Below are 12,624 nucleotides of genomic sequence, written 5' to 3'. Positions count from 1 at the left end.
CAGTCAGAGGGAAAAGATCTTCCCGGGGTTCATGATGTTCTTCGGGTCGAGCGCGCGCTTGATGGTGCGCATCATGTCGACAGCCCCGGCGCCGGCCTCGTCGATCAGGAAGCCCATCTTGTGCAGCCCGATGCCGTGCTCACCGCTGCAGGTGCCTTCCAGCGCGATGGCGCGCGACACCAGCGCATGGTTGAGCACCTCGGCCTTGGCGCGCTCCTCGGCGTCGTTGGGGTCGATCAGGTAGCCGAAGTGGAAGTTGCCGTCACCCACATGGCCGACAAGGAAGTAGGGGATGCCGCTGGCATCGGCCTCGGCCACCGATTCGAGCAGACAGTCGGCCAGCCGCGAGATCGGCACGCAGGTGTCGGTCGAGATGGCGCGGCAGCCCGGACGCGACTGGATTGCGGCGAAGTAGGCGTTGTGGCGCGCCGTCCAGAGGCGGGTGCGCTCCTCGGGCGTGGTGGCCCATTCGAAGGCGTTGCCGCCGTGGCCGCTGGCCAGTTCCTGCACCGTCTCGGCCTGTTCCTTCACGCCCGCCGGCGAGCCGTGGAATTCCATCAGAAGCATCGGCTCTTCGCGCAGCCCGAGCTTGGCGTAGGCGTTCACCATGCGCACCGTGTTCATGTCGATCAGCTCCACACGTGCGATCGGCACGCCGAGCTGGATGGTCTCGATGGTGGTGCGCACGGCCGCCTCGATGCTCGGGAAGGAGCAGATCGCGGCCGACACCGCTTCCGGCAGCGGGTAGATACGCAGCGTGATCTCGGTGACGACGCCCAGCGTGCCTTCGCTGCCCACCATCAGCCGCGTCAGGTCGTAGCCGGCCGACGACTTGCGCGCGCGCGTGCCGGTGCGGATGACTTCGCCACTGGCCGTCACCACCTCGAGCCCCAGCACGTTCTCGCGCATGGTGCCGTAGCGCACCGCGTTCGTGCCGCTGGCGCGCGTGGCGGTCATGCCGCCGAGCGACGCATCAGCGCCCGGGTCGATCGGGAAGAACAGGCCGGTGCTCTTGATCTCGTCGTTGAGCTGCTTGCGCGTCACGCCCGGCTGCACGGTGACGGTGAGGTCGTCGGCGTTGATCGACAGCACGCGGTTCATGCGCGACAGGTCGACGCTGATGCCGCCCTGCACGGCCAGCAGATGGCCTTCGAGCGAGGAGCCGACGCCGAAGGGGATGACCGGCACTTCGTGCGCGCTGGCCAGCTTCACGGCATCGGCGACGTCTTGCGTGGTCTCGGCGAAGACCACCGCGGCGGGCGGCGGCGCCTCGAAGGACGACTCGTCGCGGCCATGCTGCGTGCGGACCGCCAGCGCCGTCGAGCAGCGCTCGGCGAAGCGCGCCTTGAGCGCGTCGATGAAAGCGGGCGGCACCTCGCGCAGATGGAATTCGGGCAGCAGATGGTCGGCGGCAGTCGGGGCATTCATCGTTTGTCTCCTGAGGCGGTCTACCATTCTAAGAACCGCCTCCACGAAAGTCTCCGCCATGGGCAATCGCCTCACCCAGATCGCCACCCGCACCGGCGACGACGGCACCACCGGCCTCGGTGACAACAGCCGCGTGCCCAAGGACCATCGGCGGGTCCAGGCCATGGGCGACGTCGACGAGCTGAACTCGCACATCGGCCTGCTGCTGTGCGAGCCGATGCCCGTGCCGGTGCGCGAGCTGCTGGTCGACGTGCAGCACCAGCTCTTCAACCTCGGCGGCGAACTGTCGATGCCGGGCTACACGCTGCTGAAGGCCGAAGCGCTGCTGCAGCTCGACCAGGCCCTGGCCACGCACAACGCGGCGCTGCCGCGCCTGGCCGAGTTCATCCTCCCGGCCGGCACGCGCGCCGCTTCGCAGGCGCATGTCTGCCGCACCGTGGCGCGCCGGGCCGAGCGCGCGGTGGTCGCGCTGGGCGCTGCCGAGGCCCTCAACGATGCACCGCGGCACTACCTCAACCGACTCAGCGACTTGCTCTTCGTGCTGGCCCGGGTTCTCAACCGCGTGGACGGGGGCGATGATGTCTACTGGAAAAGCGAGCGTCTGACGCGCGCCGCCGCAGAGGCGGCGCAGCATCCAGACACCGCATCGACGAATACCGATACCGGTACCGATGTCTGAAGCAAGGAGCCATCGCATGACCCGAACGTTCTCTTCCAAAGACTGGGCGGCAGCCGCCCTTTGCATGGCGCTGGCCGTGCCCTTCAGCGCCATGGCGCAGCGCACCGACCCGCCGCAGCCACGCAAAGGCACCGTGATGAGCGGCGTCGAACGTGGCAGCAACGCCGCGGCCCGGGGTGTCAACCGCGCCGACCACGCCACGCGCCGCGGCGTGGCGAACGTGTCCGAACGCGCGAGCCGCCCGGTCCGCAAGGTCGGCGAGTCGATCGGCCGCAAGCTGCCGGGCGGCACGCGTCACCCGGCACCGCCGCCGATCGGCCCGCAAAGCACCACGCCGTCGCCGGGTTGAGCCGGCGGAAGGCGAGTGGCCCACGGATACCTGCGCTTACCGCCTTCACGCGAAGCGCATGCGCGCCGTGCCCGGGCGACACAAGTCCGGCCCACACTGGAACCCTCATCCACGCAGAAGGAGTTTCAGATGAACAAATCCAGGGGCATGACCCTCATCGCCGCCGCCATGGCCCTCAGCATGGCTGGCAGCGCCTTCGCGCAGGATCGCCGGGGTGACGACCGGGGCCGCGGCAACGACCATGACCAGCGCCATGACCAGCGCCATGAACAGCGTGATCGGCGTGACGATCGCCGCGATGCCCGCAACGATTGGCGCCACGACCGCTACGACCGCCAGGACTACCGCGAAGGCCGCCAGGCCGATCGTCGCGGCTACCCGCAGCCGCACGTCGAATGGCGCCGCGGTGGGCGCGTTCCGCCCGAATACCGCGGTCGCAACTACGTGGTCGAGGACTGGCGCGGCTATCGGCTGCAACAGCCGCCGCGCGGTTACCAGTGGGTCGGCGTCGGTGGGGACTTCGTCCTCGCTGCCATTGCGACCGGCGTGATCGTGCAGATCATCGCATCGCAGTAAGCGCGAGAACTCGCTGGGCCGCCCGATGGCGGTGCAGCGAGCATTCTTCTCAGACCGAGGCCGGGGCCGTGGTCAACTGGGCGCACACGTTGCGCCCGGTGATCGTGAGGCGCAAGCCGCCCCCATGCCACTCCAGCCAGTTGAGGGCGACAAAGCCCTCGATGTCCTGATCGTCGATCAGATCCGCCTGGCGATGGTTGAGCCGCTCGACCGTGAGCGGCAACGCCTGCCGCAATCGCTCGCGCAATGCAGCCGCAGCGGCTGCCTTCACTTCGATGCGCGTCTGCTGGGTCGATGCCATGGCGGATCCGTTTCGCAAGCTGAGGATGTCTTCCACTGTAACCTTTGATAGCTACAGTGGATTGGACTATTTACCCCGCGCTCAGCCGAAGCGCAAGGAGCGCAGGCCGACCGTGCGATCGATCACGATCACGACCGCCAGCGTGAGCAGGATGCTCACCGTCGACACCGCCGCCGCCGTCGGGTCGAAATCCCAACGCAGGTAGTCGAACAGCTGCAGCGGCAGCGTCGTCATTCCGATGCCCTTGAGCAGCAGCGACATGTTGAACAGGTCGAAGGAGATCACGAAGGCGAACAGTGCTCCGGTGATGATCCCCGACTTGATCAGCGGCAGCGTCACGCGCAGGAACGCGCGCACTGGCGAAGCCCCGAGGCTGCGCGCCGCCTGCTCGAGCGAAGCGTCCTGGTTGTAGAGCGTCGACGCCACGTTGGTGAACACGTAGGGCAGCGTCACCAGCACATGGCCGACGACGAGGCCGAACATGGTCTTGGTGCCGATGCCGCTCGCATACAGGAAGAACAGCAGCGCGATGGCCGTGAGAATCTCCGGCAGCATGAGCGGCAGCATCAACAGCATGCGCAGGCCCTCGCGAAAGCGCGTCGAATAGCGCACCACGTACAGCGCGCCGGTCACGCCGATCAGCGTGGAACACACGGTGGCGATGGCCGCGATCTTCAGCGAGGTGCCGATGGCGCGCATGAAGGCCTCGTTGGCGAACAGCGTGCCGAACCAACGCAGCGAGATGCCCTGCGGTGGGAAGGTCAGGAACTCGCCCGCGTTGAGCGACATCAGCACGATGATCACGATCGGCAGCAGCAGGAACACGTACACCGCGCCGACGTAGGCCAGGCCCAGGCCGTCGGCCACGCGGCTGCCCATGGGGTTGCGCTTCACTGGATGCCCTTCGTGAAGAGGCCGCTGATGCGGGCGTAGACGAAGACCGCCGCCATGCCGCAGAAGGCCAGCACCAGCGCCTGCGCGGCGCCGACCGGCCACTGGAAGTTGTCGATCAGGTTCTGTACCACCAGCACCGACATCGTCTTGACCTGCGCGCCGCCCAGCATCACCGGCGTGACGTAGGCGCTCAGCGTGAGCACGAAGACCAGGATGGTGCCGGCCTGGATGCCCGGCCACGACAGCGGCAGGATGACCCGCCAGAACACCTTGAGCCGCGACGCGCCGAGCGAGCGCGCGGCCTGCTCCAGCGTCGGGTCGATGGCCTGGATCACGCCGACCAGCGGCAGGATCATGAAGGGCAGGAACACGTGCACCAGGGCGATGGTCACGCCCAGGCGGTTGTTCATCAGCTGCAGGCCGGTCTCGATCAGGCCCATGTCGACCAGCGCGCGGTTGATCACGCCGTTGCCCGACAGCAGGATCAGCCAGCCGAAGCTGCGCACCACCACGCCGACGAGCAGCGGCGACAGCACCAGCACATAGAGCAGGCTGCCCCAGCGCGATGGGGTGCGCGCCAGGTGGAACGCCACCGGGTAGCCCAGCAGCAGGCAGATCGGCACCGTCGTGAGGCCCAGCAGGAGCGTGTCGCCCAGCACGCCGAGCAGGTAGCTGTCCGTGAGCTGCGTCGCGTAGTTGCCCAGCGTGAAGCCCTTGCCGTACGGCGCGCCGACGGCCGGCGGGCGCAGGCTCATGCTCACGATGTTCAGGTAGGGCAGCACCAGAAACACGCCGATCAGCAGCAGCGCCGGCACGATGAGCCAGAAGGCACGGCGCGACAGCGGTTGGGGGCGGCGCTGCGGGACGACGACCGCGCCCGCCATGGGAATCACAGCGGCGCTCATGCGTCGCCCGCGATGATCCAGGCGTGACCCGGATCGAAAACGAAGGCGGCGTTCACGCCGGCGTCCATGCGCTGGCTCGGCGCGGTCTGCACCAGCAGGCTTTGGCCATCGACGCATTGGACCGTGTGCTCGACCGTGCTGCCGAGGAAGTACGTGGCCTGCACGTTGCCGGTGTAGGGCCCGTCGTTGCGGAAGCGGATCGCTTCGGGGCGAATCGTCACGTGCACCGCCTGCCCGCTCGCGAGCGGCTGGTCGTAGCAGGCCGGCACGTCGCCGAGCGGCGTCCTGATGCGGTAGGTGGGGTAGGGCCCCGCCGCATCGGTCAGGCCCTCCACGCGCCCCTCGATCAGGTTCGAGCGGCCGATGAAGCGCGCGACCTCAATGCTGCGCGGGCGCAGGTAGATCGCCTCGGGCACGTCGAACTGCAGCAACCGGCCGCCGAGCATCACGGCCACGCGGTCGGACATCACCATCGCCTCGGCCTGGTCGTGCGTGACGTAGAGCGTGGTGATGCCCACGCGCTTCTGAAGCTCGCGGATGAAGACCCGCATGTCTTCGCGCAGCACCGCGTCGAGGTTGGCCAGCGGCTCGTCGAGCAGCAGCAGGCGTGGCTCGATCACCAGCGCACGCGCCAGCGCCACGCGCTGCTGCTGGCCGCCGGAGAGCTGGCGCGGGTAGCGCTCGGCCATCGGCGTGAGCTGCACCATCGCCAGCACCGCGTCGATGCGGCGCTTGCACTCGGCTTTGCCGACGCCGCGCATCTCCAGCCCGAAGGCCAGGTTGCGGTAGACGGTGAGGTGCGGGAACAGCGCGTAGTTCTGGAACACCATGCCGATGTCGCGCTTCTCGGGCGGCAGGTCGGTGATGTCTTCGTCGTCCAGCCGCACGCGGCCCGCATCGGGAAACTCGAAGCCCGCCACGCAGCGCAGCGTGGTGGTCTTGCCGCAGCCGCTGGGCCCCAGCAGCGAGATGAACTCACCCTCGACCGTGTTCAGGTCGAGATGCTGGATGGCCGGCGTGGCGCTGCCGGCGAAGGTCTTGCGCAGGCCGTCGAGCGACACGCGCGTGGTGCGTCGCCCGAGGGCGGGCGATGCGTCGGTCGCCACGCTCACTTCATCTCCCGGTTCCAGCGGTCGGTGATGGCCGCGACCTGTGGATTGACCTTGCTCCAGTCGAACTGGAAGATCTTCTTCATGCTCTCGCCGGCCACCGGCACGTCCTTGGCGAGCGCCGCGTCGAGCTTCGATTGGGTGTTGGTCGGCGAGGTGAAGAACTCCTTGGCCATCATCTCCTGCACGTCGGGGCGCAGGATGAAGTCGAGGTACTTGTAAGCCTCTTCCTTGGCGGGTGCGTTCTTCAGCACGTTGAAGGACTGCTCGAAAGCCAGCACGCCTTCGGTGGGCACCACCATCTCGACCGGCACGCCCTTCTTCTGCAGCGCCACGATCTCGGGGAAGTCGATGACCGCCACCGTCACGTCGCCGCGCGTGAGCATGGTCGACAGCGTGCCGCTCCAGTCGGCCTGTGTGAAAGGCAGCAGCTTCTTGATCTCGGCGAAGGCGCGGTCGATGGCGTCCTGCGAGCCGCCGTAGAGCTTGGCCGTCATCAGGAGGAACAGCATCGCGGCCGTGTTGCCGATCTGGTAGAGGCCGATCTTGCCCTTGAACTCCGGGTTGCTCCACAGGTCGGTCCACGACTTGGGCGGCGTCTTCACCAGGTCCTTGCGGTAGCCGATGCCGATGGTCGACACGATGCCGCGCACGCCGTTGTCGCCGGGGTTGCGCAGGAACGGATAGGCATTGGCGAGGTTCGGCACCTTGGCCGCGGGAATGGCTTCGAAGTAGCCTTCGGCGCGCACCATGCTTGCGATGTTCTCGTTGAGCATGAGGATGCTGTAGGGCGGCTTCTCGACGCCGGCCGCGCGCAGGTTGGCGACGAAGTTCTTGCCCAGCCCCACGTCGAGCGTGGTCTCGACGCCGGCGGACTTCTGGAACATCGGCATCAGGTCGGAGCGCCAGAACTTTTCCCAACGGCCGCCGTAGGTGTTGACGACCAGGTTCTGCGCGGCGGCCGAGATGCCGGGGATGGCCAGCGCCGACATGCCCGCGGCTGCGGCCATGGCCTGGAGGTAGTCGCGGCGGGAAAAGTTTTTCATGGGTGTCCTTGAAGAAGAAAAAGGAAAAGAGGAAGAGAGCGGGCGTGAGGAAGGGCGTCAGGCCGAGGCCTTCGACGTGTCTCGCCGGTAGTCGTAGTTCTTGTTGAGCCGCTCCATCAGGTACTCGCCGTAGGGCACTGGTGGATAAAGGGGCGGGTGTTCGGCGTCGGTGCAGGTCGGCAGGCATTCGATCAGCGCATCCATCGACGGATCGAGGAAGTAGGGCAGCGAATAGCGGTCGCTGCCCGAGCGGTTTATCACCCGGTGCGGCGTCGACACGAAGCGGCCGTTGGTCCAGCGCGCCAGCATGTCGCCGACGTTGAGCACGTAGGTGTTGGCGATGGGCGGCGCTTCGATCCAGTCGCCACCGCGCGGGCGCACCTGCAGGCCGCCCGAGTCGTCCTGCGCGAGCAGCGTGATGATCCCGTAGTCGGTGTGCGGCGCCGAACCCATCTGGTCGTCATCGAGCGGCGGCTGCGGCGGGTAGTGCAGCGCCCGCAGGAAGGTGGTCGGATGGTCGAAGTGATGGTCGAGCGACGTGGCCGGCAGCCCCAGGCTGATGGCGATCAGGCGCACGATGTAGCGGCCCAGCACGTCGACCTCGCGCACGTACTGTTCCATCGCCGGCTTGAAGTCGGGCAGCCAGGCCGGCCACTGGTTCGGGCCCTGCATCGGCAGGCCGGCAAGCAGGCCCGGGTCGTCCGGCGGCAGCTCGTGCATCAGCATCAACGACTCGCTCATGTTGGGCTTGGTCACCTTGGCCACGGACGAGGTGACGATGGTCGACGTGGCCATGCCCATGTAGCCGCGGTGCGCCGCGTTGATGGCGAGCGACTGCTTCAGTTCGAGCGGCGATTCATGGAAGGTCTTCGACGCCGCGAAGGCCGCGGCGCGCGTGGCGGACGACACGGTGTGGCCGCCGATGTAGGCGAAGCCGAGGGTGCTCAGCGCGTCGTGCAGTTCGGTGGCACTGGCCTGCGCTGCAGGGCTCTGCGGGTCGAGGTTGCCGCCGAGATCGATCAGGGGAATGGACTTCAGCATGGGATCGTTCAGGTGGAAGAAGGGAGGTGCCGCGAGGCGCCGCGCCACTGCGCCAGCAGGTCCTGCGATTCCATGACCAGGCCCAGGTGCAGCGACACCATGGTGAGCGCCGCGGCTTCGAGCTGCGGGTCGGTGCCGCGCACCAGGTCGCGCAGCACGATCACGCGGTAGTTGTGGTTGTTGGCGTCGAAGGCGGTGTTGAGCACGCAGCAGTCGGTGAAGCCGCCGTCGAGCACCACGGTCGTGATGCGCTGGTTGCGCAGCAGGAAGTCGAGGTCGGTCGGGTAGAAGGCCGACAGCCGCCGCTTGTTCTCCACGCGCATGTCGCCCGGCTCCACACGCGTGACCCACTCGGTCCACGGCGAGCCTTCGATGGCATGCGCATCGGCGTTCGGGATGGCGCCGACATGCAGCGGGAAGGTGCGGCGCCACGCCGACGGAATGCCGCGGATGTCGTCCACGCCATCGGGCCGCAGCGTCGACTTCACGTGCACGATGCGCCCGCCGAGCGCGCGCACTTCATCGTGGAGCGCGTCGATGGGCGCCACGATGTCGCGCGCACGCGGGGCTGGGCAAGGGCAGTCGGGCGAGTCGTCCAGGTGGCCGCGGTGCATGTCGATGGAGATCACCGCCGTGGTGGTCGGGTCGAGGTAGTCGGCGAACTGCTGCGGGTCCAGCTCGCGTTCTTTTTCGTAGACGAAGGCGCGCACTATCTTCTCTCCTCTCGCACATAGGGTTGGCCCAGCGCGCCGGGTTCGCCATCGCCGCCACGGCGTGCGACCGCGACCCAGACCATCACGGCCAGCGTGATCGCGTAGGGCGTCATCAGCACGAAGTACTGCGGCAGCTGCACGCCCGCTGCGGCGAGCTGCGGGATCAAGGCCTCGACGCAGCCGAACAGCACCGCGCCGGCCAGCGCCTTCCAGGGCGACCAGCGCGCGAAGATCACCAGCCCCACCGCGATCCAGCCACGCCCGCCCGTCATGCCCGCGATCCACAGCTTGGTACTCACGACCGAGATGTACGCACCCGCCAGGCCGACCAGCGCCGAGCCCGCCAGCACCGCCGCGAAGCGCCACGCCGTCACGCTGATGCCCGCCGCATCGGCGGCCTGCGGGTTCTCGCCGACCGCGCGCAGACGCAGGCCCGCGGTGGTGCGCGTGAAGGCCCACACCACCGCGACGAAGATCGGCAGCGTGAGGTACACGACGATGTTCTGGTTGAACAGACGGCCGACCAGCGGCAGTTCCGACAGCGGCCACAGCGCGATGGCGCCGAAGCTGCTGACCGCCACGTTGGTCCAGCCGAACAGCGTGCCGGCGAGGCTGGTCAACCCCTGGCAGAAGAAGACCAGCGCGAGGCCTGCGATGACCTGGTTCACGCGCAGCAGGATCGTCATCACCGCGAACAGCACCGACACCGCGCTGGCCGCGAACATCGCGAGGACCAGCGACAGGCCAGGCTGCCCGAAGGCGATCTGCGCGCCGATGCCGGCCAGCGCGCCGACCAGCATCAGCCCTTCGGCGCCGAGCGACAGCACGCCCGCGCGTTCGCAGACGATCAGCCCCAGCGCGGCGAGCGCGTAGGGCACGGCGAAGTCGGGCGCGTTGCCCAGCCAGTTGGTGGCGATGGCGAAGACGTCCATGGTCAGACTTTGCTGGCGACCGCGCGGATGCGGTGGCGGATGAAGAAGTCCGACGAGGCCACGCAGATCACGACGATGGCCTGGATCAGTTGCACCATCGAGAACGGGATTTGGTAGAACACTTGCAGGTTGCGCCCCGCCACGAACAGCGCTGCCACCAGCACCGCGACCACCGTGGCGGCCAGCGGGTTGTTGCGCGCCAGGAAGGCGATCAGGATGCCCGAGAAGCCGTAGCCCGCGAAGAAGCCCTGCGTGAGCCGGCCCTCCTGCCCCGCGACGACCACGAAGCCCGCGATGCCCGACAGCGCGCCCGACAGCAGCACGGCCGCCAGGATCATGCGGCGCACCGGCACGCCCACGGCATCGGCCATGCGCGGGTTCGCATCGACGAAGCGCAGGTACAGGCCGGCGCGGCTGATGCCGACGAACCACCATGCGAGCCCGGCGACGACGAGCGCCAGGCCGATGGCCGCGGTGCTCACGTTGCCGAACCACTCGGGCAGCCGCTCGAAGGCGCGGAACTGCGGCGAATAGGGGAAGGCATCCTTCGGGTCCTTCCACGCGCCGTAGACCAGGTGCAGCAGGAAGTTGCTCGCGATGTAGTTGAGCATCAGCGACGAGATGATTTCGTTCACGCCGAGCTTCAGCTTGAGCAACGCGGGTGCCAGGGCCCACAACAGGCCGAGCGCCATCGCCATGACGAGCATCAGCGGCAGCCGCAGCGCGGCGGGGCCGACATCGAAGAAGGAGATGGCCGTCGCACCGATGGCGCCCCAGATCATCTGGCCTTCGAGCCCGAGGTTCCAGAAGCGCGCGCGGAAGGCCATCGACGCCGCGATGCCGACGAGGATCATCGGTGCCGCCTGGAACAGCACGGCCTGCAGGCTCTGTGTGTCGAACAGCGTCTGCAGCACGAACTCGTTGAGCAGCTCGTTGGCCGGCACACCGGCTGCCACGAGGATCGCGGCGGAGACCCCCATGCCAATGCCGAGCGACACGGCGAGGATCAGCGCCTGGGTGTGCCATGCCATCTGCTGGCGCAGCTCGAGCGCGAAGCGCCGGCTGGCGAGCGGGCGCTTCGCCGTCGTGGGCGCGGCGGTGGCGGCGGGCACGGTCACCGCAGCGTCAGCCATGGTCCGTCATCGCCTGGCCGACCGCTTGCCGATCCGCCGGTTGTTCGAACTCGGCCACGATGCGGCCGCGCGTCATCACGCCGACGCGGTCGGCCAGCGCCAGCACCTCGTCGAGGTCTTCGCTGATCAGCAGCACTGCCGCGCCGGCGTCGCGTGCGGCCAGCAGGCGCGCATGCACCTCGGCACCCGCGCGCACGTCGAGCCCGCGGCTCGGGCTGTGCGCCAGCACGATGCGCGGCGCACGGCCGAACTCGCGCGCCAGCACCAGCTTCTGCGCATTGCCGCCCGACAGCAGCGCGGCCTTCTGGCCGAGGCTGCGCACGCCCTGCACGTCGAACTGTTCGACTGCCGCCTGCGCATCGGCTTCGAGCGTGCGCGTGTCGAGCCGCCACGGCGACCCGTAGCGCCCCGCATGCACCTGGCCGATGCCGAAGTTCTCGGCCACGGTCAGCGCACCCGCGAGCGCGAGGCCGTAGCGGTCGGCCGGGATGGCGGCGAACTGCAGGCTGCGCCGCTGTGCGTTCGACAGGCGCTTCAGGTCGCCGACATCCTGCAGCGTGATGTCGCCCTCGACCGTGTCGTCCAGGCCCATCAGCGCCGCCGCCAGCTCGCCCTGGCCGTTGCCGCCGACGCCGGCCAGCCCGTAGATCTCGCCAGCCTTCAACAGCAGGTCGACGCCGTCGAGCGCCGGCCGACCGCTGGACGCTGCGCTGCGCAGACCGCGCACGGTGAGCCGCGGCGCACCGTGCGTTGCGCCCACGCGCTGCCGCTGCGGCACCGGGACCGAGCCGCCGACGGTGAGCTGCACCAGCTCGGCCACGGCCACCTGCTTCGGGTCGACCGTCTTCACCGTGCGGCCGCCGCGCATCACGGTCACCCGATCGGCATAGGTCTTCACGTCGGCCATCTTGTGCGTGACCAGCACGACGGCAGCGCCGCTGCGCGCGAGCGCCTGCACGGTCGACAGCAGGCGCTCGGCCTCCACGTCGGTCAGCACGGCGGTCGGTTCGTCGAGGATCAGGATGCGCGCACCGGCCAGCAGCACCTTGAGGATCTCGACGCGCTGCTGCTCGGCGATCGACAGGCGCGCGACGCGCTGTGTCGGGTCGATGTCGAAGCCCAGCTCGCCGGCCTTGGCGCGGATCTGCGCCTCCAGCGCTCCGAGCCTTTTTCGATGGCTGCCCTCGCCCGCGGCCAAGGGGTGGCCCAGCAGGATGTTCTCGGCCACGGTGAAGGGCTTCACCAGCTTGAAGTGCTGGTGCACCATGCCGATGCGATGGCGCGCCGCGTCGCGCGGGCCGCCCAATTGCACCGGGTTGTCGTCGACCCACATCTGCCCGGCTTCGGGCGCGTAGAGCCCGGCCGCGATGTTCATCAACGACGACTTGCCTGCGCCGTTCTCGCCCAGCAGCGCATGCACCTCGCCCCAGCGCACGTCGAAGTCCGCATCGATCAGCGCCTGGAAGCCGTCGAAGGACTTGCCGATGCCGGTGAGTTGAAGGGCGGTCGTCATGCGCG

14 protein-coding genes are annotated in these 12,624 nt (G+C 68.4%); 3 read left to right on the top strand and 11 right to left on the bottom strand.

From position 1 onward, the window contains the following. Positions 1–3: 3 nt before the first annotated feature. Positions 4–1,428 (bottom strand): FAD-binding oxidoreductase, encoded by a 1,425-nt coding sequence (locus ACSFBE_RS19775; protein ID WP_435492127.1) that lies wholly within the window; start codon positions 1,426–1,428, stop codon positions 4–6. Positions 1,429–1,486: 58 nt separating this feature from the next. Here ACSFBE_RS19775 and ACSFBE_RS19770 point away from each other — a divergent pair, with 58 nt between their 5' ends. From ACSFBE_RS19770 to ACSFBE_RS19760, 3 genes are all read left to right on the top strand, one after another. Further along, on the top strand, positions 1,487–2,107 hold the full coding sequence (locus ACSFBE_RS19770; RefSeq protein ID WP_435492126.1) for a cob(I)yrinic acid a,c-diamide adenosyltransferase: 621 nt from the start codon (positions 1,487–1,489) through the stop codon (positions 2,105–2,107). A 16-nt stretch (positions 2,108–2,123) separates the two neighbouring features. After that, entirely contained in the window at positions 2,124–2,456 is a 333-nt protein-coding gene (locus ACSFBE_RS19765) for a hypothetical protein (protein ID WP_435492125.1), read from the top strand. A gap of 129 nt (positions 2,457–2,585) precedes the next feature. Then, entirely contained in the window at positions 2,586–3,032 is a 447-nt protein-coding gene (locus ACSFBE_RS19760) for an RcnB family protein (RefSeq protein ID WP_435492124.1), read from the top strand. A gap of 49 nt (positions 3,033–3,081) precedes the next feature. Here the strand turns inward: ACSFBE_RS19760 and ACSFBE_RS19755 are convergent, their stop codons facing one another. From ACSFBE_RS19755 to ACSFBE_RS19710, 10 genes are all read right to left on the bottom strand, one after another. Continuing rightward, positions 3,082–3,333 carry a hypothetical protein gene (locus tag ACSFBE_RS19755; protein ID WP_435492123.1) on the bottom strand — a complete coding sequence of 84 codons (252 nt, stop codon included), beginning with the start codon at positions 3,331–3,333 and terminating at the stop codon, positions 3,082–3,084. 81 nt (positions 3,334–3,414) lie between these two features. Then, positions 3,415–4,227, bottom strand: coding sequence for an ABC transporter permease (locus ACSFBE_RS19750; protein ID WP_435492122.1), 813 nt, complete (start codon positions 4,225–4,227; stop codon positions 3,415–3,417). Then, positions 4,224–5,132, bottom strand: a complete 909-nt coding sequence (locus ACSFBE_RS19745; RefSeq protein WP_435492121.1) for an ABC transporter permease — start codon at positions 5,130–5,132, stop codon at positions 4,224–4,226. The genes ACSFBE_RS19750 and ACSFBE_RS19745 overlap by 4 nt, the downstream gene beginning before the upstream one ends. After that, the gene (locus ACSFBE_RS19740) at positions 5,129–6,238 is read right to left on the bottom strand and encodes an ABC transporter ATP-binding protein (protein ID WP_435492120.1); all 1,110 of its coding nucleotides are present in this window, start codon (positions 6,236–6,238) and stop codon (positions 5,129–5,131) included. Before ACSFBE_RS19740 ends, ACSFBE_RS19745 begins: the two co-directional genes overlap by 4 nt. 2 nt (positions 6,239–6,240) lie before the next feature. Continuing rightward, positions 6,241–7,287 carry an ABC transporter substrate-binding protein gene (locus ACSFBE_RS19735; protein ID WP_435492119.1) on the bottom strand — a complete coding sequence of 349 codons (1,047 nt, stop codon included), beginning with the start codon at positions 7,285–7,287 and terminating at the stop codon, positions 6,241–6,243. 57 nt (positions 7,288–7,344) lie between these two features. Further along, positions 7,345–8,328: an isopenicillin N synthase family dioxygenase gene (locus ACSFBE_RS19730; RefSeq protein WP_435492118.1), complete on the bottom strand. Its 984-nt coding sequence runs from the start codon at positions 8,326–8,328 to the stop codon at positions 7,345–7,347. 8 nt (positions 8,329–8,336) lie between these two features. Further along, a complete protein-coding gene (locus ACSFBE_RS19725) occupies positions 8,337–9,038 on the bottom strand; it encodes a cysteine hydrolase family protein (protein WP_435492117.1) in 702 nt (233 codons plus the stop codon). Then, positions 9,038–9,973 carry an ABC transporter permease gene (locus ACSFBE_RS19720; protein ID WP_435492116.1) on the bottom strand — a complete coding sequence of 312 codons (936 nt, stop codon included), beginning with the start codon at positions 9,971–9,973 and terminating at the stop codon, positions 9,038–9,040. The genes ACSFBE_RS19725 and ACSFBE_RS19720 overlap by 1 nt, the downstream gene beginning before the upstream one ends. Before the next feature lie 2 nt (positions 9,974–9,975). Then, positions 9,976–11,106 carry an ABC transporter permease gene (locus tag ACSFBE_RS19715; RefSeq protein ID WP_435492115.1) on the bottom strand — a complete coding sequence of 377 codons (1,131 nt, stop codon included), beginning with the start codon at positions 11,104–11,106 and terminating at the stop codon, positions 9,976–9,978. Continuing rightward, the gene (locus tag ACSFBE_RS19710) at positions 11,099–12,619 is read right to left on the bottom strand and encodes an ABC transporter ATP-binding protein (RefSeq protein WP_435492114.1); all 1,521 of its coding nucleotides are present in this window, start codon (positions 12,617–12,619) and stop codon (positions 11,099–11,101) included. Before ACSFBE_RS19710 ends, ACSFBE_RS19715 begins: the two co-directional genes overlap by 8 nt. Positions 12,620–12,624: the final 5 nt, after the last annotated feature.

Origin of the sequence: Variovorax sucrosi (assembly GCF_051216635.1) — a bacterium.
GTDB lineage: Bacteria > Pseudomonadota > Gammaproteobacteria > Burkholderiales > Burkholderiaceae_C > Variovorax.
The sequence above is the reverse complement of the archived record's forward strand: the minus strand, read 5'-3'. Positions and strand labels throughout refer to the sequence as shown.

Excerpts from the sequence above, each read along its gene's own strand:
- ACSFBE_RS19775 (WP_435492127.1), bottom strand. The coding sequence starts at position 1,428 with ATGAATGCCCCGACTGCCGCCGACCATCTGCTGCCCGAATTCCATCTG.
- ACSFBE_RS19770 (WP_435492126.1), top strand. The coding sequence starts at position 1,487 with ATGGGCAATCGCCTCACCCAGATCGCCACCCGCACCGGCGACGACGGC.
- ACSFBE_RS19765 (WP_435492125.1), top strand. The coding sequence starts at position 2,124 with ATGACCCGAACGTTCTCTTCCAAAGACTGGGCGGCAGCCGCCCTTTGC.
- ACSFBE_RS19760 (WP_435492124.1), top strand. The coding sequence starts at position 2,586 with ATGAACAAATCCAGGGGCATGACCCTCATCGCCGCCGCCATGGCCCTC.
- ACSFBE_RS19755 (WP_435492123.1), bottom strand. The coding sequence starts at position 3,333 with ATGGCATCGACCCAGCAGACGCGCATCGAAGTGAAGGCAGCCGCTGCG.
- ACSFBE_RS19745 (WP_435492121.1), bottom strand. The coding sequence starts at position 5,132 with ATGAGCGCCGCTGTGATTCCCATGGCGGGCGCGGTCGTCGTCCCGCAG.
- ACSFBE_RS19735 (WP_435492119.1), bottom strand. The coding sequence starts at position 7,287 with ATGAAAAACTTTTCCCGCCGCGACTACCTCCAGGCCATGGCCGCAGCC.
- ACSFBE_RS19730 (WP_435492118.1), bottom strand. The coding sequence starts at position 8,328 with ATGCTGAAGTCCATTCCCCTGATCGATCTCGGCGGCAACCTCGACCCG.
- ACSFBE_RS19720 (WP_435492116.1), bottom strand. The coding sequence starts at position 9,973 with ATGGACGTCTTCGCCATCGCCACCAACTGGCTGGGCAACGCGCCCGAC.
- ACSFBE_RS19715 (WP_435492115.1), bottom strand. The coding sequence starts at position 11,106 with ATGGCTGACGCTGCGGTGACCGTGCCCGCCGCCACCGCCGCGCCCACG.
- ACSFBE_RS19710 (WP_435492114.1), bottom strand. The coding sequence starts at position 12,619 with ATGACGACCGCCCTTCAACTCACCGGCATCGGCAAGTCCTTCGACGGC.